A 23,302-nucleotide genomic window follows, 5' to 3' on the forward strand; every position below is an offset into this window, starting at 1 on the left:
CCCGAACATGACCCAACCCGCGCTCGCTAGTGCCCCACGGCACACCTCCGCGCCCGCACCGCGTGGCGATTCCAGCATCGGCGGCCTGCTGCTCGAATCCGGCAAGATCACGCCGGAAGCCGCAGAACGCGTGCTGCGCATGCAGAAAGACCTGGGCATCCGCTTCGGCGAAGCGGCCCAGCGCCTCGGCCTGGTAACGGAAGCCGATATCCAGCAGGTGCTGGCACGGCAGTTCGACTATCCCTACCTGCTGCCGGGCGAGGGCAACTACTCGCCGCGCCTGCTGGCCGCCTACCAGCCCTTCAGCCCGCAGGTGGAAGCGCTGCGCGCCGTGCGCAGCCAGCTGATGCTGCGCTGGTTCGCCCGCGGCCGCAAGTCGCTGGTCATCCTGGGCGTGAATGCGGGCGACGGCGCCAGCCTGTTCGCGGCCAACCTGGCGGTGGTGTTCTCCCAGCTGGGCGAACAGACGCTGCTGGTGGACGCCAACCTGCGCACGCCGAGCCAGCACGATATCTTCGACATCAAGACGCGCCAGGGCCTGTCCGACATCCTGGCCGGGCGCGCCGAGCTGGACACGGTAAACCGCATCGAATCCTTCGTCGACCTGTCGGTGCTGCCGGCCGGCACGCTGCCGCCGAATCCGCAGGAGCTGCTGAGCCGCAGCGCCTTCGGCGAGCTGAATACGCGCCTGGAAGAACGCTACGACGTGGTGCTGTATGACGCGGCCGCCTTCTCGGCCGGTTCCGACGGCATCGCGCTGGCCGCGCGTGCCGGCGGCGCCTTGCTGCTGACTCGCCGCAACCAGACCATGCTGGCCGAGGTGCATGCGCTGAGCCAGCAGCTGCACCAGAACGGCACCCAGATCGTCGGCTCGGTGATGGTGGAATTTTGATGGCCGGATCCGCTAAACCGGTGATGACGCCGCCGCTGGCGCGCGCCAGCCTGCGCGAGCTGGCGCCGGAATGGCTGCCGCTGGCGCTGGGCTTCCTCGCCATGTACGTGCCGGCCTTCTGGGGCCTGCTGCACGGCATCTGGGGCAGCGAGGAGCAGGCCCACGGCCCGATCATCCTGATTCTGTCGCTGTGGCTGATCTGGCGCAGCTGGAACGAGATGCTGGCGCTGCCGCCCAAACCGGCGCCCGGCCTGGCCTGGCCGCTGCTGGTGTTCGCGCTGGTGCTGTACATGCTGGGCATGTCGCAGCAGGTGGACGCTTTCACCATTGCGTCCTTCATCATCTCGGTGGCGGCCATCCTGCTGATGAAGCGCGGCACGCCGGCCTTGCGCCTGCTGTGGTTCCCCTTCTTCTTCATGCTGTTCATGATTCCGCTGCCGGGCGCCATCGTCAGCGCGCTGACCCTGCCGATGAAGATGGCCGTGTCCTATGTGACCGAGGTGCTGCTGTATGCGGCCGGCTACCCGATCGCCCGCACCGGCGTGATCCTGCAGATCGGCCCATACCAGCTGCTGGTGGCCGATGCCTGCGCCGGCCTGCAGACCCTGCTGACCCTGGAATCGCTCGGCCTGTTCTACCTGAATGTGGTGCGCCATACCTCGGCCTTCCGCAATATCGCGCTGGCGCTGCTGATCATTCCGATCTCGTTCACCGCGAACGTGATCCGCGTGTGCGTGCTGACGCTGATTACCTATCACTTCGGCGATGCGGCGGGGCAGGGCTTCCTGCACGGCTTCGCCGGCATGGTGCTGTTCGTCAGCGCCCTGATCCTGATCATCGCCGTGGATTCGCTGCTGCAGTGGGTGGCGCGCCGCCACCAGGCCCGCAAGGCCGCGGCAAGGAGTGCAATATGAAACGTGCAGTCGTATCGAGCGTGGTGGCCGGTGTGCTGATGGCCGCCTCCGCGGTCGGCGCGCAGATGCTGGTGCCGCGCCATATGCTGGCGGACAGCCTGCCGCCGATGCAGCTGGCGGAAAGCATCCCGACCCGCTTCGGCGAGTGGCAGGAGGAGCAGCAGGGCATGTCCGCCGTGGTCAATCCGAGCGTGGAGGCCGAGCTGCGCAAGATCTATACGCAGACGCTCGCCCGCACCTACGTGAACCGCGACGGCTACCGCGTGATGCTGTCGCTGGCCTATGGCGCCAACCAGAGCGACGGCCTGTCCATGCACTATCCGGAAATCTGCTATCCGGCCCAGGGCTTCGAAGTGACGGGCAACAGCAATGGCGTGCTGAATACGCCGCGCGGCGCGATTCCCGTCAAGCGCCTGCAGACCAACCTGGCCGGCCAGCGCTTCGAGCCCGTGACCTACTGGGGCACGGTGGGCGACAAGGTGGCGATCGGCGGCATCAACAAGAAGCTGGTTGAAATGCGTTACCGCCTGGGCGGCAATATCCCGGACGGCCTGCTGTTCCGTGTGTCCTCGATCGATACCGATCCGGCCCGCTCCTTCGCGGTGCAGGAACGCTTTGTGGCCGACCTGCAGCAGGCGCTGCCCCCGGCAACACGGCTGCGTTTCATGGGGCTGAACTGAGGCCGCGCGCCGCAGCTTTCACTGAGGAGTCAATTTGTTGAAAAAGCTGAAAAACGGTGTGCACCGTACCTGGGTGCGCTGCCGCGAACCCCTGCGCTCGATGCGCGACCTTGGCTGGTCCGCACGCAGCCGTTTCCGTGCCGCGCGCCGCTCGCCGGAGTACCAGGCCGCCTATGAAAAAGCCGAGCCGCTGGTGACGGTGTGCGTGGCGACATACAACCGCGGCGAGCTGCTGATCGAGCGCTGCCTGAAATCGCTGCTGCGCCAGGATTACAAAAACCTGCAGATCGTGGTGGTGGGCGACTGCTGCACCGACGACACGCCGGAACGCGTGGCGGCGCTGAACGACCCGCGCATCGAGTTCGTCAACCTGCAGGAACGCGGAAAGTATCCGGAGGAGCCGCGCCACCGCTGGATGGTGGGCGGTACGGTGGCCATCAACCATGCGCTGTCGCTGGCGCGCGGCGATTTCGTCACCCACCTGGATGACGACGACGAGCATGCGCCGGACCGCGTGAGCAAGCTGCTGGCGCTGGCCCGCGCCACCCGCGCCGACATCATCTGGCATCCCTTCGATTTTGAACGCGTGCCGGATGAATGGCATGTGAACCACGCACCGAAGTTCGCCATGAATAATGTGTCGACCTCCTCGGTGTTCTACCACCACTGGCTGCGGTCGGTGCCGTGGGATATCAACGCCTGGCGCTATGAAGAGCCGGGCGACTGGAACCGTTTTCGCAAGATCCGCTACCTGGGCGTGAACGCCGTGCGTTCGCCCGACCGCCTGCTGAAGCACTACCGCGAGCGCAATCAGAAGAAAGCCTGACATCATGAAAAAGATCTACGTCACCGAACCGGCCCTGCCGCCACTGGATGAATTCGTGCCCTACCTGGAGAAGATCTGGGAAAGCAAATGGCTGACCAACCAGGGGCCTTTCCACCACCAGCTGGAAGAGGAGCTGGCCGCCTACTTGGGCGTCAAGCACCTGGCCCTGTTCACCAATGCCACCATCGCGCTGGTGACGGCGCTGCAGGCGCTGCGCATTTCCGGTGAAGTGATCACCACCCCTTACTCCTTCGTGGCGACGGCGCATTCGCTGGTGTGGAACGGCATCAAGCCGGTGTTCGTCGATATCGACCCGCACACCTTCAACCTCGATCCTAAGAAGATCGAAGCCGCCATCACGCCGCAGACCACGGCCATCTTCCCGGTGCACGTGTACGGCACGCCCTGCGACGTGGACGAGATCCAGCGCATCGCCGACACCTACGGCCTGAAGGTGATCTACGATGCCGCGCATGCCTTCGGCGTGCGCACGCAGGGCCAGAGCGTGCTGAACTACGGCGACCTGTCGGTGCTCAGCTTCCATGCCACCAAGGCCTTCAATACCTTCGAGGGCGGGGCCATCATCTGCCCGGACGCCAAGACCAAGCAGCGCATCGACTACCTGAAGAACTTCGGCATTGCCGACGAAGTGACCGTGGTCGCTCCCGGCATCAACGGCAAGATGAGCGAATTCCAGGCCGCCTTCGGCCTGCTGCAGCTGAAACACGTGGACAAGGTGCTGGAAAAGCGCGCCGCCATCGACCGCCGCTACCGTGAACTGCTGCCCGACGTGAAGGGCATCACCGTCCCGGAACTGGCCAAGGCCGATGCGCTGAACAACTCCTACTTCCCGGTGTTCATCGAGCCCGACTACCCGCTGGGCCGCGATGAACTGTACAACTTCCTGCAGACGCAGAACATTATGACGCGGCGCTACTTCTACCCGCTGATCACGGAGTTCCCGATGTACCGCGGCCTGCCGTCCGCCCGTCCCGACCTGCTGCCGGTGGCGCACCACGTGGCCGACCGCGTGCTCTGCCTGCCGATCTTCCCGGACCTGCCGCTGGACCAGGTGGACCGCATCTGCGATATCCTGCGCAAAGCAGGCCGCTAACCAGGGGAGAAGCACAGCATGTCCTTCATGACCGACGAGGAAATCGCCGCCATCGGCTTCGGCCATGTCGGCCGCAATGTGCGCATCTCGCGCAAGGCGTCCTTCCACAGCCCGGCGCGCATCCGCATCGGCGACAACACGCGCATCGACGATTTCTGCGTGCTGTCGGCGGGCGAGGGCGGCATCGAGATCGGCCGCAATGTGCATATCGCGATCCAGTCTTCGCTGATGGGCAAGGGCCGCATCACGCTGGGCGACTTCGCCAATATCTCCTCGCGCGTGGCCATCTATTCGAGCAATGACGATTACAGCGGCGAATACATGACCAATCCCACGGTGCCCGCCGAGTACACCAACATCACCAGCGGCCCGGTGAACATCGGCCGCCATGTGATCATCGGCAGCGGCTCCGTGGTCACGCTGAACGTGAATATCGGCGAGGGCGTGGCGGTGGGCGCGCTGTCGCTGGTGCGCAGCGACTGCGAACCCTTCGGCATCTATGTGGGCAGCCCGGCACGCCGGGTCAAGGACCGCAGCCGCCGCCTGCTGGACATGGAGCAGCAGCTGCTGCAGTCGGAGGCCGCGCAGGCGGCGTAAGAGATGATGGCGCGCGCAGACAGCAATAATTTCAACCCCATCCGGCTGTTCGCAGCCTGGCTGGTGCTGTTCTCGCACAGCTATCACCTGAGCGGCCAGCCTTATGCCGAGCCGCTGATGCGCCTGACCGGCAACCAGATGACCTTCGGCACCTTCGCCGTCGGCGTCTTCTTCGCCATCAGCGGCTACCTGATCACCGGCAGCGCTTACTCGCGCAGCACCCTGTGGTCCTTCCTCGACGCGCGCATCCGCCGCATCTTCCCGGCCCTGGTCGCCGTGCTGCTGCTGAGCGCCCTCGTGCTGGGGCCGCTGATGACGCTGCTGCCCCTGTCCGACTATTTCGCCAGCAGCGCGGTCGCCACCTATGTGCTGCGCAATGCCGCCTTGTGGCGCCTGCAGTTCGAGCTGCCCGGCGTGTTCGCCGCGAATCCCTACGGCGCCGCCGTCAATGGCTCGCTGTGGACCCTGCCGATCGAATTCGGCCTTTACCTGGCGGTGGGCGGCGCCGTGTGGCTGCTGCGCCAGCTGGGGCAGGGCGGCAGCCGCGTGCTGCCCAGCATTGCGGCGGCCACGGCCTGCCTGCTGGCCTGGGGCCTGCTGCTCAGCGGCCGGAACAGCGGCCTGTTCCTGCTGCTGCCCTATTTCATGGTGGGCGCGCTGTGCCAGCTGTGGCGCGCGCAGCTGCCGCTGCATGGCGGGGTGGCGCTCGCGCTCGGCCTGCTGTGGGCGGCCGTGACGGCGCTCGATTTGCCCGGCTTTGCCGTCGTGGCCTGCCTCGCCATCAGCTATGGCAGCCTGTGGATAGGCCGCCACCCGCGCTGGATACTGCCCTTCAGCACCGAGCGCGTGGGCGACCTGTCGTACGGCGTCTACCTGTACGCCTTCCCGCTGCAGCAGAGCCTGATCGCGCTGGGCGTGGCGGCGCCCGGCATGCTGACCCTGGCGGCAACGCCGCTGGCGCTGGCCTTCGCCTGGCTGTCCTGGCATGTGGTGGAAGAACGCTTCCTCGCGCCGCGCCGGCGCGGCTCGCACCCGGTGCCGGCGCCCTCCGTGGCGCCGCTGCAGAAAGCGGGTTCATGAGCGATTTGCGCAGGATCGCCGGCATGAGCCTGGCGCGTGGATATGGTGTTGTGCTGTCGCTGGCGACCTTGTTCGTGTCGGCGCGGCTGCTGGGACCGGAAGGGCGGGGCGAATTTGCCGCCGCCACCGCATGGGCGGCGCTGTTCGCCACGCTGTGCAACCTGAGCCTGGGGCAGGCGCTGCAGCACCGCCTGCAGGCCGCGGCCAGCAAGCCGACGCTGGCGCAGCAGCTGGGCACGCTGGGCGGCCTGGCCGCCGTGCTGTCGGCGCTGGCGCTGGGGATTGCCGCCGCGCTGTACGTGGGCACGGACGGCACGCTGTTCAGGGGCATCGGCCCGCTGGCCATGCTGCTGGCGCTGGCGACGGTGCCGCTGCTGGTGTGGGAGCAGTATGCAAGCAATATCGTGGCGGCAGCTTCGCAGACGGGGCTGCTGAACAAGGCGCAGTATGTGGGCAGGACGATCGGTTTCGCCGCCTTCTTCCTGCTGGTGATGTACCTGGGCTGGGGCGTGGCGGGCGCGCTGAGCGCGGCGCTGGTGGGCCAGCTGCTGGTGGCGCTGCTGGTGGCCTGGCCGCTGTACAAGATGGCCGGCAAGTCGCTGCACTGGCTGCGGCATGAGGTGTCGCCGCTGCTGCGTTCGGGGCTGATGATCCACCTGACCACGGTGAGCGCCTTCCTGCTGGACCAGGTGAGCCTGCTGCTGATTAACCACCACCTGAGCAAGCCGGACGTGGGTTACTACCAGCTGGCGCAGCAGATGGTGGCGCTGATGCTGATCGTGCCGCAGAGCGCGCTGATGATTGTCTACGGCGGGCTGGCGAACAGCACGCCGGACGCCTATTGGCCACGCCAGCGCCGCCTGAACTGGCGCCTGCTGGGCGGGCTGGCGGGACTGGCGCTGGCGGCCTGGCTGCTGGCGCCGCTGGCCGTGCCGCTGGTGGCGGGCGAAGCGTTTGCGCCAAGCGTGCCGCTGTTCCGCATGCTGCTGCCGACGGTGCTGGGCATCAGCCTGTCGCTGCTGATGACGCCGCAGTGGATCAGCCGCGGCCTGCTGCGGGTGAATACGGCGCTGACCATCGCCACCAGCGTGGTGGTGGTGGGCGCCAGCTTCTGGGCCATTCCGCTGTTCGGCCTGGATGGTGCGGTGTGGGTCAGGCTTGGCGTATATGCCGTGTGGGTGCCGCTGGCACAGATTGTGTTCTGGCTCTGGTGCAATCGCCAGGCTGCAAGGAGTGAATGATGCGTAAAACAATACAATTTATGCCGGCCGGGAAGATGTTCGGCCTGGCCATGGCGGGACTGGGCATGCTGGCCCTGTGCCTGCTGCTCGGCCTGATGGCCGCCGTGGTCCCGCCGGGCGGCCTGGTGCGCCTGCTGGCGGTGCCCGCGGCCGTGGCCTTCCTGATCGCGATCTGGATCATGCCGAAGCAGAAGCAGGCGCCGGGCACGCTGATGAACTGGATGCTGCTGGCCGTGCTGGTGACGGTCAACCTGTGGCCCGCCTATATCGTCAAACGGATCGGCGGCCTGCCTGCGCTGAGCCCGATCAAGCTGGCCTGGCTGGTGCTGCTGGTGGGCTGCGGCTACTTCATCCTGGCCAGCAAGGAGCCCATGCAGCGCCTGACCACGCGCGTCAAGGCCCACCCCTTCCTGATCGGCCTGGTGCCTGCGCTGCTGGTGTGGCGCATTGCGACGGCGGCGGCGGGCGAGCAGCCTTTCGCCCAGATGTTCACCCTGACTTCCGACCTGATTTCCTGCTACATCCTGTTCTTCATCGCCGTGGCCGTGCTGCGCGACGAGAAGGACGTGCGCCGCATGCTCAGCGTGCTGCTGGTCGTGGGCCTGGTGCAGGCCTTGCTGGCCTGCTATGAATCGGCGGTCAAGCACACCCTGTTCGAACGCTTCATCCCGATGGGGACGGAGGATGCGGCCCTGCTGATCGACACGCTGAAGACCAAGTTCCGCGACGGCGCCTACCGCGCCCAGGGCACGTTCGAGCACCCGATGGTGCTGGCCGAATACATGGCCATGATGCTGCCGCTGGCCACCGCCGTGTTCTTCGCCACGCGCGAGAAGCTGCTGCGTTATGCGGCCGTGTGCTTCATGCCGCTGGCCGTGGCCGTGATCGTGTATTCGCGCAGCCGCTCCGGCATTACGGTGCTGATCGCCTCCGTGATCCTGGTCGGCATCCTGCTGGTGATGCCGCGCAAGCATGCGGGCGAGCATTCGCAGAAGGCGAGCCTGGTGGTGGCCATGCTGGCGATGCTGCTGCCGGTCTTCCTGCTGGCAGGCTATGCGGCCCTGCAGGAAGTGATGACCCTGGTGGCCGGCCGCACCGCGGGCGAGATGAACAGCACCATGTCGCGCGTCATCATGATGGAGCGCGGCGTGCCGCTGGTGCAGAACAGTCCCATCATGGGCTACGGCGCGGGCATGGGGGCGATCAAGCTCGGCATGTTCGACGGTACCCGCTTCAATATCGACAACTGGTGGCTGGGCATCTCGCTGGATGCCGGCCTGCCGGGCCTGGTGCTGTCCTTCGGCTTCTTCGTGCTGGCGGCGCTGCTCGGCGTGATGACCTATTACCGCCGCGACGACCGCGCCGGCACAGTGGCCGGCATGCTGTCGATTTCGCTGTGCATGCTGATGATTACCAAGAGCGTGCTGTCGATTCCTTCCGGCTTCACGCTGGCCTATGTGCTGGTCGCCGCCCTGATCACGCTGCAGGAGCAGCCGCTGGGCGAGAGCCAGTCCAAACGTCACCGCGCCGCGTCCAACGCGCTGGCGCCGCACCCGCTATGACAAAACAAGACGCCAAAGTATGGGTCGTGCTGGTCAACTGGAATGGCTGGCAGGACAGTATTGAATGCCTGGAAAGCTTGTTCCGCCAGCATCACGGCCGCTTTACGGCCGTGGTCTGCGACAACGACTCCAGCGACGGCTCGGTGGAGCAGATCCGGCGCTGGGCGGCGGGCGAGCTGGCCTGGACGCCGCCGTCCGGCCCGCTGGCGGCGCTGACCACGCCGCCGCTGCCCAAGCCGCTGCCGCATGCGGTGATCGACGACCCGGCCGGCTATATGCCGGATGAGGCGTCGCCGCCGCTGCTGATCGTGCGCACCGGCGCCAATCTCGGTTTCGCCGGCGGCAATAATGTTGGCATCCGCCTGGCGCTGCGTGATCCCGGCTGCGATTTTGTCTGGCTGCTTAATAATGACACCGTGGTGCCGCCGGACTGCCTGACCCAGATGCTGGCGACGGCCCAGGCCGACCCGAAAGTCGGCATTACCGGCCCCACCGTGGCCTTCTACCGCGACCCGGATGTGATCCAGGCGCTGGGCGGCGGCAGCTTCTCGCGCTACACGGCCAGCGGCCGCCTGCTGTGCGGCGGCAAGCGCCGCAGCGCGCTGAGCGAGCAGGACGAGCGCGAGGCGCGCGCCCGCCTGCACTGGGTCAGCGGCGCATCGATGCTGGCCTCGCGCGACTTCCTCGAAAAAGTGGGGGAGATGGAGGAGCGGTATTTCCTGTATTTCGAGGAAATCGACTGGGCGCTGCGTTCCGAGCGCGAGTTCCGGCCGGGGCTGGCTGCGGACGCCGTGGTCTACCACAAGGCCGGCAGCTCCACCGGCGAGCAGACCGAAAGCACCTTCTCCGTGTACACGATGTGCCGCGCCCGCGTAAAGCTGTACCGCAAGTTCATGCCCGCGCTGCTGCCCGCCGTCTACCTGCGCGCCGCCAAGGAAGCGGCACTGGCCCTGCTGCGCGGGCAAAAGGCGAGGGCGGATGCCATCTGGCGTGCCAGCCGCGATGAAATCATGCAATCCTGATCAGAAACCATGTCCGAACCTGTTGTCGACGTCACCATCATCGTCAAGGCGCTGAACGAAGAGCGCCATATTGCCGCCTGCCTGGCTTCGGCCAAGGCCGCCCTGCAGGGGCTGAATGGCGAGATATTGCTGGCCGATTCAGTATCGGCCGACCGCACCGTAGAGATAGCCCAGCAAATGAACGTGCGGATCGTGCAATTTAAATCCGCCGCCGACCGTAATTGCGGGGCTACCCTCCAATTAGGTTATCAATTCGCTCAAGGGTCTTATATATATGTCTTAGATGGCGATATGACATTAGAGCCTGATTTTATTATAAGAGCCTTGGCATATTTAAAAGAAAATCCAAATGTCGCGGGCGTGGGCGGTAAATTGATCGACACTCAGTTTAATACCCTTGCCGACCGCTTCCGCGCCGCCCGCTATGCAGCGCTGCGCACGGCCCAGGAGGTCGATGTATTAGGCGGCGGCGGCCTGTACCGGCGTGCGGCCATTGAGGAAGTGGGTTATCTGGCGCACCGGGGCCTGCCTGCCTTCGAGGAGCTGGAACTGGGCGTCAGGCTGCGTTCCAAAGGTTACAGACTGGTCCGCCTTCCGGACGCTGCCATTTCACACACGGGGCATAATGAGACGTCCTACCAGATGCTGATGCGCCTGTGGCGCAACGGCCGGATCCGGGCCAGCGGCAGCTTCCTGCGCAGCGCCCTGGGGCGGCCGTGGATGGGCAGGGCGCTTCGGCATTGCTGGTTCGTGTTTGCGGCGCCGCTGCTGTATGCGGTGTGTGCGCTGCTGGCGGCGGCGGGCGTGGCAGCAGGCATGGGCTGGCTTTCCGCTAGCCTGCTGAGCTTGCTTGTGGTATGGCTGCCGGTGCTGCTCGCCTTGCTATGGAAGAAACGTTCCCTGAGCGAGGCCGGACTGTCGCTGCTGACCTGGCACATGTACGCGGTGGGCGCCATCCCGGGCCTGCTGCGGGCTGTGCGGGATCCTGGCCAAGCCATCCCGGCGCGTGTTATTGCAGATTAATTTAATATATTCGATAAGGTTTTTAATTAAAACTAAATACTGATTTTTTATTACGGGATTGCCGGTGCGCGAGATTTGATTGTCAGCCCTTTATTGATTCGTTGTTTTTTAAGGTGTTATAATCAAAAACCGAGAAATTTTTCGGAGAGTAAGTTAAAATTCCCTCCGTCAACATTACTGGCCAAAGAATTGCCAGTTCCTCGGCCAGCAGCATTGAGTAATACGGCTTGCATGATCGAGGTTGCGGCCCCCGCCAGAATCCTTGGGGCCACAAAACTACTCTCGACATCAACTCCTTAGGATAAAACTTCATGAAATTGCGTACCGCAACTGTACTTCGTGCCCTGGTTCTCCTGGCGCTGGGCGCCTCCAACGTCAGCCATGCTGACTGGGCTGCCTCCCCCAGTGCCCGTGTTGTGCGTGCCGCCCCCGTCAACCTGCAGGTGCAGGCGCAGAATCCGCCCAGCTTTACCTGGGCCATGCACTCGACCAAGCCTGCAAGCTATGTGGTGGAACTGACCCGCAGCGGCGCTGCTCCCGAAACCTTTACCGTCGACCGCAACTGGATGCTGCCATCCGCCGTGCTGCCGGCCGGCACCTATAGCTGGCGCGTACGTCCGGGCAACAGCACCGACTGGTCCTCGCCGCGCTCCTTCGTGATTGACGCAACGTCCAAGACCTTCGTGGTGCCGGACAATGCCACGCTGCGCGCGCGCATCGTCGCCAAACCCCATCCGCGCGGCCTGGCGCCAAGCGTGATCCCGCGCGCGCAGTGGACCGCAGCCATGGTGGCCGAACGCGGCACCGGCCTGACCGACCTCACCGGCGGCACTTACCGCCGCATGACTTCGGTGCCCGTATACACCGACGCCAACTGGCCTCTGGACACCACCGGCGTGATTACCGCTGCCGTCAACACCCAGATCCAGAACATGCGCTGGGCCATCATGGACTTGACCCGCCAGATGGAGGCGACCTCCATGCTGTGGCGCATCACCAAGGACAAGAACCTGCTGAATGAAGCGATCAAGCGCGGCAACCAGCTGGCGGCGCTGAGCCCGACCGGCCCCACCGGCTACAAGGCCGCCGACCAGGAATGCCGTTCCATCACCCTGGCGCTGGCGAAAGCCGTGGACTTCCTGGGCCCGGACCTGGACGCGACGACCCGCGCCGCCTGGCTGAAAGTGATCGAAGCGCGCGCCGAGCAGATCTACGCAGCCTTCCAGACCCCGGACGGCGGCATGGACCAGTTCCCCTTCGACTCGCACGGCCAGGCCGCCCAAGGCTACCTGGCGCTGGTCTCGGTGCTGACGCTGGGCGACATTCCTGCTGCGGACAAATGGTTCAACTTCGCCTTCCGCAACTACGTGCACTCGATCTATCCATGGTCCGGTTCCGAAGGCGGCTTCGCCAATGGCACCTCCTATGGCCAGCACGCCGCACTGACTTCGCTGGCATTGTGGCAGCCGATTGCCGCCGCGACCGGCGTGAACATCTTCGAAAAGCCATGGGCCGAAGGCTTCATGAAGTCCTTCATGCACTTCCAGCCGCCGGGTTCCGTGACCCACACCTTCGGCGACGAGCACGAGCAGGCGCCGATGCCGACCGAGCTGAAAGGCTTCGCCTCGCGCTTCGCCACGCCGGAAGCGGCCTGGTACACCAAGAACCTGTTGGGCAATGAAGATCCGCTGACCCTGCTGCAGGCGCCGTTCCCGCTGCCGGTGGCATCGGTCACGACCAGCAAGGTGCCGTCGAATGGCGCGCTGTACCCGAGCATCGGCTGGGCCGCAATGCACAGCGACCTGGGCGACCGTGCGCGTACCTCGATCTATTTCAAGTCGAGCCCTTACGGTTCGTACAACCACAGCCACGCTGACCAGAACAGCCTGCTGGTCTCCAGCGGCGGCCGCCCGCTGCTGATCGAAACCGGCTGGTACGACTGGTACGGCTCGCCGCTGTGGAACGACTGGTACCGCCAGACCAAGGCGCACAACGCCATCACCTATGACGGCGGCAAGGGCCAGACCGTGCTGGGCAACTACGACGTGCAGCTGACCCGCAACGGCAGCATCAGCTCCTTTGCGACCACGGCCGGCATGGACTACGTGGAAGGCGACGCGACCCCGGCCTACGACTCGGCCCTGACCCGCGCCAAGCGCCAGATCTGGTATATGCGTACCCAGGACATGGCCATTGTGCGTGACACGCTGGCTTCGGCCACGGCGCGCAGCTTCGAGTGGAACCTGCACTCGCCGGTGGTGATGAGCATCGCCAACAACGTTGCCACCATCACCAATGTGGACCGTTCGCTGTGCGTGCGTCCTGTCACCAGCGACATGACGCTGGAGAAGCGCGCCGGTGCGCCGTCCAAGCCGGGCACCATCGAAGATCACGCGGCCTTCGTGAAGCCTGCCGCCACCAGCGCCGAGTTCCTCGTGGTGCTGGACGTAGGCTGCAAGAACCCGAAGATCACGCTGACCCCGACCGCCACCGGCCGTACGCTGACCGTCGGCGCCGCCAGCATCACGCTGCCGAAGTAAGCCAGGCCGCCGCAAGGCAGGAGCCCCGGACCGCATTGCGGCCGGGGCTTTTTTGTTCGCGCTGCCGTGCGGACTATGGCGCCAGGAAATGTTAGCATTTGCTCATGCATTCAATTTGCCGGAGCACCGCATGATCCAGATCTACCGCCTGTCCGCCTTGCTGTACCGCTGGCGCGTGCCGCTGCTGCCCAAGCTGCTGTACCTGCTGAACCGCATCCTGTTTTCGCTGGCGCTGCCAGCCTCGGTGAAGGTGGGCAAGCGCGTGACGTTTGCCTACCAGGGCATGGCGATCGTGGTGCATGCGCGCGCGGTGATCGGCGACGATGTCTACATCGGGCCGCAGGTGATTATCGGCGGACGTTCCGGCGAGGTGGCGGTGCCGGTGATTGAAAGCGGCGCCTTCATCGGCGCCGGCGCGCGCGTGCTGGGGCCGGTAACGGTGGGCCGGGGCGCGACGGTGGCCGCAGGAGCGCTGGTGCTGCAGGATGTGCCCGCAGGCGCTACGGTGGCAGGCGTTCCCGCGAAACCGATCCGGGCCAGCCGCGGCCAGCCCGAAGCGCGCATGCACGCCTGAAAAGGCCTACCAGTTATAGGGCTTGTGCAGCCCCGCGCCCATCGCCAGCTTGCGGACCTGCGAGCGGCCTTTCAGATAAGCCAGCTTGAGCGCCGTGTCCGCGCCGCGCCAGCCTTCATAGCTCCATAGCACGGTGCCCGCGCGCTTGCCTTCGCTGCCGTGGCGGCCGGTGCTGGCGAACCAGCTGCGGTAGTCCGCATCGCTCATGCCGGCGAACGGCGTGCGTTCGCGCAGCGCGGCATCTTCCGCGGCAATGCGGCTGGCCGTATGGCGCACGCTCTGCGTTGCCGGATCGTAGCGCAGCCAGTGCGAGCGCAGCGTGTCGCCATCCAGTTCGATCAGCAGTTCTTCGCAGACGGCGGGCGTCTTGTAGTGCAGCTTGCGCCCGCGGTAGGGCACTTGCGGCAGCAGCAGGTTGCCCAGCGAGTAGGCGATGGCGCCGCGGCCATGGATTTCGAAGCCCTGCACCAGGTGCGGGTGGTGGCCGATCACGAGATCCACCCCGGCATCGATGGCGCGCCGTGCCCACTCGCGGTCGGCCGGCTGCGGATACTTCGCCAGCTCATAGCCCCAGTGCATGAAGGCGACCAGCAGGGCCTGCGGATGCGCGTCGCGCAGCTGGCGCAGCGTGGCCAGGGCGGCAGGCGGATCGAAGACCAGTGCGTGGTCGGCGTCCGCCGCGCTGCGCGGTTCCGGCAGCGGGGAGCAGGCGGCGAAGGCCACTACCTCGCGGCCGCCGGCGGTAAAGGTGCACGACGGGTGCTCGCGCGTGCCGAAAGCCCTGATGCCTTGTCCGGCCAGCATGCGCTTGCTGTGTTCGATGCTGCCCACGTAGTCGGAAATGTGGTTGTTCGCCAGCCCGCAGGCCACCACATTCAGCTGGGCCAGCGTCTGCATCACCGAGGGGTGCGAGTAGATGTTGAACTTGAACTCGTTGTTGACGGTGCTCTGTTCGGCCGGCCCGGCGATGATGCCGCCTTCCAGGTTGGCCACCATGCTGCCGCCGGCGCACAGCGCCTGCACTTCATTGAAGGCCAGGATTTCGGCTTCGGGCCAGGCGAGGTCGCCCGCAAAAAAGAGTTTCATGCTGATGCTTTCAACAGGTCGCTATAGGCGCCGCGCAGCCGCGCGACCGCCTGTTCGGTCGAGAAGAGGGTACGGGCACGCCCGGATGCCGCCTGCGAATAGCCGGCCCAGTCGCCGCCTTGCCACAGCACGCGCACCGCGCTGGCATAAGCCTTCGCTCCGTCCTGCAGCGGCAGCACCACGCCGCTGGCGCCGATCACGGAACGGTTGAAGCCGTTGTCGGCCGCCACCGGCACACAGCCCATGGCCATCGCTTCGGTCAATGCGTTCGAATGTCCTTCGCCCGTATGGCGCGTGGGGAACAGGAAGAAGTGGGCCTTGCCCAGTTCTTCCAGCACCCGCTCCGGACTGAGGGCGCCCAGCCATTCGGCTTCGGGGTAGTCGCGCTGCAGCCTTTCCAGCAAGGCTGCCGGGCCGTTGCCCGCTACGGCAATGCTGCAGGGCTGGCCCGATTCGGCCAGCATGCGCGCGGCCTGCAGGGCGGTTTCTATGCCTTTGTCCAGTGCGACGCGGCCGATGTAGGCGAGGCGCAGCGGCGCGGCGGCCCCGGCGCTACGGGCGGGCATGCCTTGCACCGGCAGGTGGTTGGGCAGGTAGAAGGCGGGCTTGCCTGTTACTTCCAGCACAAAGGGCGCGTAGTCCGGCCCTTCGATCATCACCTGGTCGGCCTGCCGCAGCAGGCTGCGGAACAGCCAGCGGTAGGCCGGCCCGAGCCGTTCGTAATGGCGCAACATGGCGCCGGCGCGGATATCGTAAATGGTCCGCAGGCCGCGCCGCTTCGCGCGGCGCAGCAGCAGCCATTCGGCCGGCGCAAAATGCTTGTACAGGCCGGTGAGGTGGAATAGCTCGCCGGGGCTGCTGTCGATCTCGCGCAGCAGGCGCCGGTAGCCGCGCGCATAGCCTTTCAGCTTGGCCAGCTTGCCGCCCGTCGGCGTCGGGTAATGCAGTGGATGGACGGTGTCGCCGCTGGCGCCGAGCGCATCGATGGTGCGCCGGTTGCAGGCTTCGTAGCCGCCGACCGCCGGTGCGCCGGGCTGGGGAATCGGACCGCAGAACTGGATACTCATCGTCATGGTCTCAGTGCTTTCGCGCCATCCCATTCCTGGGCCACCCATTTGAACTTGCCGCTCTTTTGCAGCGGAATGTCTTCCACCAGTTCGATCTCGAGATCGATGTTCTGCGTCACATAGGTGGCGAAGTTATGCCGCATATGTTGCGGGCTGCCGTTACTGTAACCCGGACCGGGCACCACGCGCACTACCCAGCGCCCCGGCCCGGTCTGGGCAACTTGAGACTTCTCAATGCTGTCCAGGCCCTTCAGTGCGAAGGTGATGATGGAGGCGCTGATGGGCGTGTTGTCGCGGTCGTAGAGCTGGTCCTCGACCTTGCCCGAGGACAGCTCGATGCGCGGATAGTGGCGGCCGCAAGGGCAGGCGCCGGGCAGCCAGCGTGCACGGTCGGAAATGCGGTAGCGCAGCAGCGGCATCACATGGTTGTGCAGGGTGGTGCCCACGATATAGCCGAAATCCTCGGTGGGCTGGTTTTCTTCGTTGAGGATTTCAACCCAGGAGTATTCCGGATTCAGGTGGTAGTAGCCGTGTTCGCACTGTCCGGCAAAGGCGATGCGCTCGGCCATGCCGTAGAAATCGAACACCTTGCAGCCGAAGCTGCGCTCGATCTGTTCGCGCTGCGAAGGGAAGACCGGCTCGGAGCCCGTCACCACGGCCTGCAGGCGCAGCGGGTGGCCCAGCTGCTCGGCGGCGCGCGCCAGCTCATAGGACGAGGAAGGATAGGCGCGCAGCTGTCCGGCGCCCGCGGCGGCGATGCTGTCGAGAATGGTGGCCGCCGTATTCCGCGTGAGGTGGCGCGTGGAAACGAAGAGCTGGCGTCCAAAGCGGTCCCAGCTCCAGAACGGCGGTTCGCGGCGCGACAGGTCGGCCACCTGGTCGCCGCGCAGCACCGCCTGCGGCTTGCCGCGTGCGTGCCCGGCCCAATGCCAGAATTGCAGGTGGAAGGCTTCCTCCCAGATCACGGAGTCAATGCTGCGGAATACTTCAAGCGGCGAGCCCGAGGTCCCGCTGGTTTTGCCCAGCGGCCACCAGGGCTTGCGTTTGCCGCCATTCGGGTAAAGCGTGCTGCGCTGGCTTAGCAGGTCCGGCTTGCCGACCACCGGGCAGTGGGTGCGCAGCCAGGCACGCGGGTCGTCCGCCGCCGAGGGCGCAGGCAGGGCCGCATAGCGCGGCAGCAGGCGGCGCGCGCTGGCAATGCTGGCGTGCAGCAGGGCGGACTGGCGCCGTTCCAGCTCCGCCAGCGGCAGCCGTTCACGTGCGATCAGCGCTTCGCTGCGCGCCAGCGCGACAGGATTGCGCCGCACCAGGTGGCGGAACAGGTAGGACAGGTTGCGGGTCAGGGAAGAGCCCATTGTCGTTCGATGCCTTGGGCAAATGTTGACGGATATGTAATCGAATATAGCTGCATCGCAGCAATCGCGTCAATCGTGCGCGCAATCGTGCAGGCCGCGCACGGTTTCATTGCGTGCTCGCATTTTTCTTTGGATCAGTTACCATCGGCCGTGTTGCATCTATGATAATTGCACTATGACTTCACTGGCATGGAAAGTTAATCGTCTCAAGCTGATGGGCGCTCCCGAAATTGCGTGGCGGGTACAGCAGCTCGTACAGAAAAAGGCGAGCAAGCTCGGGCTGGGGCTGGCCGCGACACCGGCCGAACCCTCGCTGTCGCGCTTCGGCGTGGCCTTCATCGGCGCCCCGGCGGAAGGCGTGGACCGCGCAGCTTTGTGCGAGGCGGCCGATGCGGTGCTGGCCGGCCGCTGGAATGTGTTCGCCATGCGCGGCCTGCAGCTGGGCTTCCCGCCGCAATGGAACCGCGACCCCAAGACCGGCACCGTGGCGCCGATGAAGCTGGGCAAGGCCATCGATTACCGCAGCGAAGCGGTGGTAGGGGATATCAAATACCTGTGGGAGCCCAGCCGCCACCTGGAACTGGTGACGCTGGCGCTTGCCTGGCGCGCGACCGGCGGGCAGCGCTATGCCGACGGCGCGCGCATGCTGCTGGACTCCTGGTTCGATCAATGCCCTTATCCGCAAGGCGTGCACTGGACCAGTTCGCTTGAACTGGCGGTGCGCCTGTTGAACTGGGCCTTCGCCTGGAACCTGCTGGGCGGCAATGACGGCCTGCTGTTCAAGGGCCACGGCGGCCAGCAGTTCCGCCGCCGCTGGCTGGACAATATCTACCAGCACTGCCACTTCATCCGCGGCTATTTTTCGCGCCATTCCTCCGCCAACAACCACCTGTTCGGCGAGTACATGGGGCTGTATGTGGCAAGCGTGCAGTGGCCCTGCTGGAATGAGAGCGCGCGCTGGCGCGAGCTGGCGCAGCGCGGCCTGGAAACGGAGGCGCTGAAGCAGAATACGGCGGACGGCGTCAACCGCGAGCAGGCGATCTACTACCAGCACGAGGTCATGGACATGATGCTGCTGTGCCAGCACGTGGCCCGGGCCAACGGCAGCAGCTTCTCGCCGGCCTACCTGCAGCGCCTGGAACGCATGGCCGAGTTTGTTACCGCCCTGATGGACGCCGGCGGCAATGTGCCGATGACCGGCGATGCCGACGACGCGCAGATGGTGCGCCTTTCCTATGAGGCAGGATGGAGTCCCTACCGCTCGCTGCTGGCCAGCTGCGCGCTGCTGTTCAATCGCCCCGACTTCAAGCGCAAGGCCGGCAGCCTGGACGACAAGAACCGCTGGCTCTTTACGCACGAGGGCGCGGACCGGTGGGATGCGCTGCCGGAGAGCGGGCCGGAACAGCCGGTGATGGCCTTCCCGGAAGGCGGCTACTACCTGCTGGGCAAGGATTTCGGCACGGACCGGGAAGTGCGCATCGTGGCCGACTGCGCGCCGCTCGGCTATCTGTCGATTGCCGCCCACGGCCACGCCGATGCGCTGTCCTTCACGCTGTCCGCCGGCGGCGAGGAACTGCTGATCGACCCCGGCACCTATGCCTACCATACGCAAAAAGTGTGGCGCGATTACTTTCGCAGCACGGCGGCGCATAACACCGTGCAGGTCGATGGCTGCGACCAGTCCGAGATCGGCGGCAACTTCATGTGGCTGCGCAAGGCGGACGCAAAACTGCTGCAGCACCTGCCGCAGGCCGCTATACAGGTCTTCGAAGGCGAGCACGACGGATACCGCCGCCTGGAAGATCCCGTGTTGCATCGCCGCAAAATCACCTTTGATTCCAATCGGAACGTGGTTGTTGTAAAAGATATATTAGAATCGTCCAAGGACCACGACATTGCCTTGCACTGGCATTTCGCCGAAGGCATCGCGGTCGAACGGGAGCCCGGAGGGGTGAGAGGAGCAGGGCGCCGCAGCCGCTTGCAGATGCGATGCGAGTTTGGCGATGGGCCTGAATTGCTGCGTTGCAGCGAGGCGCCGATAGGCGGCTGGATCTCACGCAAATTTGACGAAAAAACAACAATTACCACGGCTGTCTGGCGCGGCAGAATTCATGGGACAACCGAGATCGTGACGGAGTTCACGCTCTATCCGGTTGTGGACGCAAAGCACGAACATTGAGGAGCAGGATCTTGAAAATCAGTATTTTTGGTCTGGGATATGTGGGCGCCGTGTCGGCAGGCTGCCTGGCCACGGATGGCCACAGCGTGATCGGTGTCGATCCCAACCGCACCAAGGTGGACCTGATCAACGAAGGCCATACCCCGATCATCGAAAAAGATATCGGCACCATGATTGCCGCCACCGTCAAGGACGGCCTGCTGCGCGCCACCACCGATGTGCGCGATGCGGTGCTGAATACCGATATGTCGCTGATCTGCGTGGGCACCCCGTCCCAGCTGAACGGCAACCTGGACCTCAGCCATGTGCGCAAGGTGTGCCAGCAGATCGGCGCCGCCATCAAGGAGAAGGACAGCTTCCACGTGGTGGTGGCGCGCAGCACCATGCTGCCGGGCTCGATGCGCGCGGTGGTGATCCCGACCTTGGAAGAAGCCTCCGGCAAGAAAGCCGGCGTGGACTTCGGCGTCTGCAACAACCCCGAATTCCTGCGCGAAGGCACCGCCGTCTACGACTATTACCATCCGCCCAAGACCGTGATCGGCGAGACCGACGAGAAGGCCGGCGAGATGCTGCTGGAGCTGTACAAGAAGATGGATGCGCCGCTGGTGCGCACCGACGTGGAAACGGCCGAGATGGTCAAGTACACCGACAATACCTGGCACGCCGTGAAGGTCGCCTTTGCGAACGAGATCGGCAATATCTGCAAGGCGGTCGGCATCGACGGCCACAAGGTGATGGAGATCTTCTGCCAGGACACCAAGCTGAACCTGTCGCCCTACTATATGAAGCCCGGCTTCGCCTTCGGCGGCTCCTGCCTGCCGAAAGACGTGCGCGCGCTGACCTACAAGGCGCGCACGCTGGACCTCGACCTGCCGCTGCTGAATTCCATCCTGCCGTCCAACCAGAAGCAGGTGGACAAGGGCCTGAAGATGATCATGGACAAGGGCGCGAAGAAGGTCGGCATTCTCGGCTTCTCCTTCAAGGCCGGCACCGACGACCTGCGCGAATCGCCGCTGGTGGACGTGATCGAGCACCTTCTGGGCAAGGGCTATGAGCTCAAGCTGTACGACAAGAACGTGAACCTCGCCGCGCTGACCGGCGCCAACCAGGACTACATCCTGAACCACATTCCGCACATCTCGAAACTGATGGTGAATTCGATGGAGGAAGTGCTGTCCTTCGCCGACACCGTGGTGATCGGCAATGGCGCCGCCGAATTCAAGGCCGTGCCGGAGCTGCTTAAGGAAGGCCAGACGGTGGTCGACCTGGTGCGCATCAGCAAAGAGCAGAGCGGGGGCCAATATGACGGCATCTGCTGGTAAGAAGCGCCGCGTCCTGATCCTGGTCGAGAACCTGCCTTCGCCTTTCGACCGGCGCGTGTGGCAGGAAGCCACCACGCTGCATGCGAACGGCTACGAGGTCTCGATCATCTGCCCGACCGGCAAGGGCTACGAGAGCCGCTACGAGGAAATCGAGGGCATCCATATCTACCGCTACAAGCTGCCGCTGGAAGCGGAGGGCGCGAAAGGCTATGCCATCGAGTATTCCCTGGCCCTGTTCCACACCTTCCGCCTGGCATGGAAGGTGCTGTTCCAGCGCGGCTTCGACATCATCCATGCCTGCAATCCGCCCGACCTGCTGTTCCTGATCGGCGGCTTCTTCAAGCTCACCATGGGCAAGAAGTTCCTGTTCGACCACCACGACATCAACCCGGAGCTGTACGAGGCCAAGTTCGGCCGGCGCGACTTCTTCTACAAGCTGATGGTGCTGTTCGAGCGCTGGTCCTTCAATACCTCGGACGTGTCGATCGCCACCAACGAGTCGTATAAAAAGATCGCCATCGAGCGCGGCGGCATGGACCCGGACAAGGTCTATGTGGTGCGCTCCGGTCCCAAGCTGGACCGCCTGAAAGTGCTGCCACCGGTGGCAGCGCTGAAGAAAGGCCGCCGCTTCCTGGTCGGCTATGTGGGCGTGATGGGCGCGCAGGAAGGCATCGACCTGCTGCTGGAATCGGCGCGCTACCTGATCCAGGACCTGGGCCGTACCGACGTTCAGTTCGGTCTGGTGGGCGGCGGCACCTCGCTCGACCAGATGAAGCAGCTGGCCGAAAAGATGGGCATCGCCGACTACGTGACCTTCACCGGCCGCGTGCCCGACCAGCAGCTGCTGGAAATGCTGAATACGGCCGATGTCTGCGTCAATCCGGACGTGGCCAACGATATGAACGACAAGTCGACCATGAACAAGATCATGGAGTACATGGCGCTGGGCAAACCCATCGTGCAGTTCGACCTGGTGGAAGGCAAATATTCGGCGCAGCAGGCCTCGCTGTATGCCGCCAAGAACGACCCGGTCGACATGGCGAAAAAGATTGTCGAACTGCTGGACGACCCCGAACGCCGCGCGCGCATGGGGGAATACGGCCGCAACCGCGTGATTAACGAACTCGAATGGGAGTACGAGGCGCCGAAGCTGCTTGCTGCATATGAAAGGCTGTATTCGGCCAATGCGCCGCTGCCGAACGTATTCCAGAAAAAGGAAAGCTGATGAAAATTCTGGTGACAGGCGGCATGGGCTATATCGGTTCCCATACCGTCGTGGAACTGATGCAGGCCGGGCATGAGGTGGTGGTGGTCGACAACCTGTCGAACGCCGACCCCACGGTGCGCGAGCGTGTGGCAAGGATTGCGGGCAAGGACTTTGAATTCCATAACGCCGACATCCGCGACCGCGCGGCGCTGGACGCCGTGTTCGCGGCCGGCAAGGTGGATGCCGTCATCCATTTCGCGGGCCTGAAAGCGGTGGGCGAATCCGTGGCGCAGCCGCTGCGCTACTACGACAACAACGTGAGCGGCAGTGTGGCCCTGTGCGAATCGATGGCGAAGCACGGCGTGAAAACGCTGGTGTTCAGCTCCTCGGCCACCGTGTATGGCGATCCGGCCACCGTGCCGATCACGGAAGACTTTCCGCTGTCGGCCACCAATCCCTACGGCCGCAGCAAGCTGATGATCGAAGAGATCCTGCGCGACCTGCACACATCCGATGGCGAGTGGCGCATTGCGCTGCTGCGCTACTTCAACCCGGTCGGCGCGCATGAGAGCGGCCTGATCGGCGAAGCCCCGAACGGCATTCCGAACAACCTGCTGCCCTATGTGGCTCAGGTGGCGGAAGGGCGGCGCGATGCGCTGTCCGTGTTCGGCGGCGACTACCCCACGCCCGATGGCACCGGCGTGCGCGACTATATCCACGTGGTTGACCTGGCAGTCGGCCACCTCAAGGCGCTGGACAAGCTGGCCGGCGGGCCGGGCATCCACACCTGGAACCTGGGTACGGGCCATGGCTACAGCGTGCTCGACATGGTGCGCGCTTTCGAAGCGGCCAGCGGCAAACCCGTGCCTTACAAGATTGTGGACCGGCGGCCGGGCGATATCGCCTCCTGCTATGCGGACACGGCGCGCGCCGAGCGCGAGCTGGGCTGGAAGGCCCGCTACGACATCGCCCGCATGTGCACCGACGCCTGGCGCTGGCAGTCCTCACCCAAATAACGCAA

20 protein-coding genes are annotated in these 23,302 nt (G+C 64.9%); 17 read left to right on the forward strand and 3 right to left on the reverse strand.

Annotated features, from left to right (window positions below):
* Positions 1–7: 7 nt before the first annotated feature.
* The 13 genes from epsG to ACJRPG_RS15665 all read left to right on the forward strand — a co-directional run bounded on the left by epsG (position 8) and on the right by ACJRPG_RS15665 (position 14,065).
* Positions 8–892 carry a chain length determinant protein tyrosine kinase EpsG gene (gene epsG, locus ACJRPG_RS15605; RefSeq protein ID WP_408001010.1) on the forward strand — a complete coding sequence of 295 codons (885 nt, stop codon included), beginning with the start codon at positions 8–10 and terminating at the stop codon, positions 890–892.
* Positions 892–1,806, forward strand: a complete 915-nt coding sequence (gene xrtB / locus ACJRPG_RS15610) for an exosortase B (RefSeq protein WP_408001011.1) — start codon at positions 892–894, stop codon at positions 1,804–1,806. Before epsG ends, xrtB begins: the two co-directional genes overlap by 1 nt.
* A complete protein-coding gene (epsI, locus tag ACJRPG_RS15615; protein ID WP_408001012.1) occupies positions 1,803–2,486 on the forward strand; it encodes an exosortase-associated protein EpsI, B-type in 684 nt (227 codons plus the stop codon). The genes xrtB and epsI overlap by 4 nt, the downstream gene beginning before the upstream one ends.
* A 37-nt stretch (positions 2,487–2,523) precedes the next feature.
* On the forward strand, positions 2,524–3,312 hold the full coding sequence (locus ACJRPG_RS15620; protein ID WP_408001013.1) for a glycosyltransferase family 2 protein: 789 nt from the start codon (positions 2,524–2,526) through the stop codon (positions 3,310–3,312).
* A 4-nt stretch (positions 3,313–3,316) separates the two neighbouring features.
* Positions 3,317–4,426, forward strand: a complete 1,110-nt coding sequence (locus ACJRPG_RS15625) for a DegT/DnrJ/EryC1/StrS family aminotransferase (RefSeq protein ID WP_408001014.1) — start codon at positions 3,317–3,319, stop codon at positions 4,424–4,426.
* Between the two features lie 18 nt (positions 4,427–4,444).
* Positions 4,445–5,023 (forward strand): acyltransferase, encoded by a 579-nt coding sequence (locus ACJRPG_RS15630; RefSeq protein WP_408001015.1) that lies wholly within the window; start codon positions 4,445–4,447, stop codon positions 5,021–5,023.
* 3 nt (positions 5,024–5,026) lie between these two features.
* A complete protein-coding gene (locus tag ACJRPG_RS15635; protein ID WP_408001016.1) occupies positions 5,027–6,103 on the forward strand; it encodes an acyltransferase family protein in 1,077 nt (358 codons plus the stop codon).
* Positions 6,100–7,344, forward strand: a complete 1,245-nt coding sequence (locus ACJRPG_RS15640; protein WP_408001017.1) for a lipopolysaccharide biosynthesis protein — start codon at positions 6,100–6,102, stop codon at positions 7,342–7,344. The genes ACJRPG_RS15635 and ACJRPG_RS15640 overlap by 4 nt, the downstream gene beginning before the upstream one ends.
* The gene (locus ACJRPG_RS15645) at positions 7,341–8,906 is read left to right on the forward strand and encodes an O-antigen ligase family protein (RefSeq protein ID WP_408001018.1); all 1,566 of its coding nucleotides are present in this window, start codon (positions 7,341–7,343) and stop codon (positions 8,904–8,906) included. Before ACJRPG_RS15640 ends, ACJRPG_RS15645 begins: the two co-directional genes overlap by 4 nt.
* Positions 8,903–9,928, forward strand: a complete 1,026-nt coding sequence (locus tag ACJRPG_RS15650) for a glycosyltransferase family 2 protein (protein ID WP_408001019.1) — start codon at positions 8,903–8,905, stop codon at positions 9,926–9,928. The genes ACJRPG_RS15645 and ACJRPG_RS15650 overlap by 4 nt, the downstream gene beginning before the upstream one ends.
* Positions 9,929–9,937: 9 nt before the next feature.
* Positions 9,938–10,951 (forward strand): glycosyltransferase family 2 protein, encoded by a 1,014-nt coding sequence (locus tag ACJRPG_RS15655; protein WP_408001020.1) that lies wholly within the window; start codon positions 9,938–9,940, stop codon positions 10,949–10,951.
* 311 nt (positions 10,952–11,262) lie between these two features.
* A complete protein-coding gene (locus tag ACJRPG_RS15660) occupies positions 11,263–13,491 on the forward strand; it encodes a heparinase II/III domain-containing protein (protein WP_408001021.1) in 2,229 nt (742 codons plus the stop codon).
* Positions 13,492–13,621: 130 nt separating this feature from the next.
* Positions 13,622–14,065 (forward strand): serine O-acetyltransferase, encoded by a 444-nt coding sequence (locus ACJRPG_RS15665; protein WP_408001022.1) that lies wholly within the window; start codon positions 13,622–13,624, stop codon positions 14,063–14,065.
* Positions 14,066–14,071: 6 nt separating this feature from the next.
* On the opposite strand, the gene ACJRPG_RS15670 is transcribed toward ACJRPG_RS15665, so the two are convergent.
* Genes ACJRPG_RS15670 through ACJRPG_RS15680 form a run of 3 tightly spaced genes read right to left on the reverse strand, consistent with a single transcriptional unit; the run spans position 14,072 to position 17,573 of the window.
* On the reverse strand, positions 14,072–15,151 hold the full coding sequence (locus ACJRPG_RS15670) for a CapA family protein (protein WP_408001023.1): 1,080 nt from the start codon (positions 15,149–15,151) through the stop codon (positions 14,072–14,074).
* Positions 15,148–16,224 carry a glycosyltransferase family 4 protein gene (locus ACJRPG_RS15675; RefSeq protein ID WP_408001024.1) on the reverse strand — a complete coding sequence of 359 codons (1,077 nt, stop codon included), beginning with the start codon at positions 16,222–16,224 and terminating at the stop codon, positions 15,148–15,150. Before ACJRPG_RS15675 ends, ACJRPG_RS15670 begins: the two co-directional genes overlap by 4 nt.
* Positions 16,221–17,573 (reverse strand): phenylacetate--CoA ligase family protein, encoded by a 1,353-nt coding sequence (locus tag ACJRPG_RS15680; protein ID WP_408001025.1) that lies wholly within the window; start codon positions 17,571–17,573, stop codon positions 16,221–16,223. The genes ACJRPG_RS15675 and ACJRPG_RS15680 overlap by 4 nt, the downstream gene beginning before the upstream one ends.
* Positions 17,574–17,748: 175 nt before the next feature.
* On the opposite strand from ACJRPG_RS15680, the gene ACJRPG_RS15685 reads away from it, so the two are divergent.
* From ACJRPG_RS15685 to galE, 4 genes are read left to right on the forward strand one after another with little or no spacing between them, the layout of a single operon-like run.
* Entirely contained in the window at positions 17,749–19,752 is a 2,004-nt protein-coding gene (locus ACJRPG_RS15685) for a heparinase II/III family protein (RefSeq protein ID WP_408001026.1), read from the forward strand.
* Between the two features lie 11 nt (positions 19,753–19,763).
* Positions 19,764–21,074: a nucleotide sugar dehydrogenase gene (locus tag ACJRPG_RS15690; RefSeq protein ID WP_408001027.1), complete on the forward strand. Its 1,311-nt coding sequence runs from the start codon at positions 19,764–19,766 to the stop codon at positions 21,072–21,074.
* On the forward strand, positions 21,055–22,299 hold the full coding sequence (locus ACJRPG_RS15695) for a glycosyltransferase family 4 protein (RefSeq protein ID WP_408001028.1): 1,245 nt from the start codon (positions 21,055–21,057) through the stop codon (positions 22,297–22,299). Before ACJRPG_RS15690 ends, ACJRPG_RS15695 begins: the two co-directional genes overlap by 20 nt.
* Entirely contained in the window at positions 22,299–23,297 is a 999-nt protein-coding gene (galE, locus tag ACJRPG_RS15700; protein WP_408001029.1) for a UDP-glucose 4-epimerase GalE, read from the forward strand. The genes ACJRPG_RS15695 and galE overlap by 1 nt, the downstream gene beginning before the upstream one ends.
* The last annotated feature ends 5 nt before the right edge of the window (positions 23,298–23,302 follow it).

Source organism: Pseudoduganella rhizocola (assembly GCF_045984285.3).
In the GTDB taxonomy this organism is placed as follows: Bacteria; Pseudomonadota; Gammaproteobacteria; order Burkholderiales; family Burkholderiaceae_D; genus Rugamonas.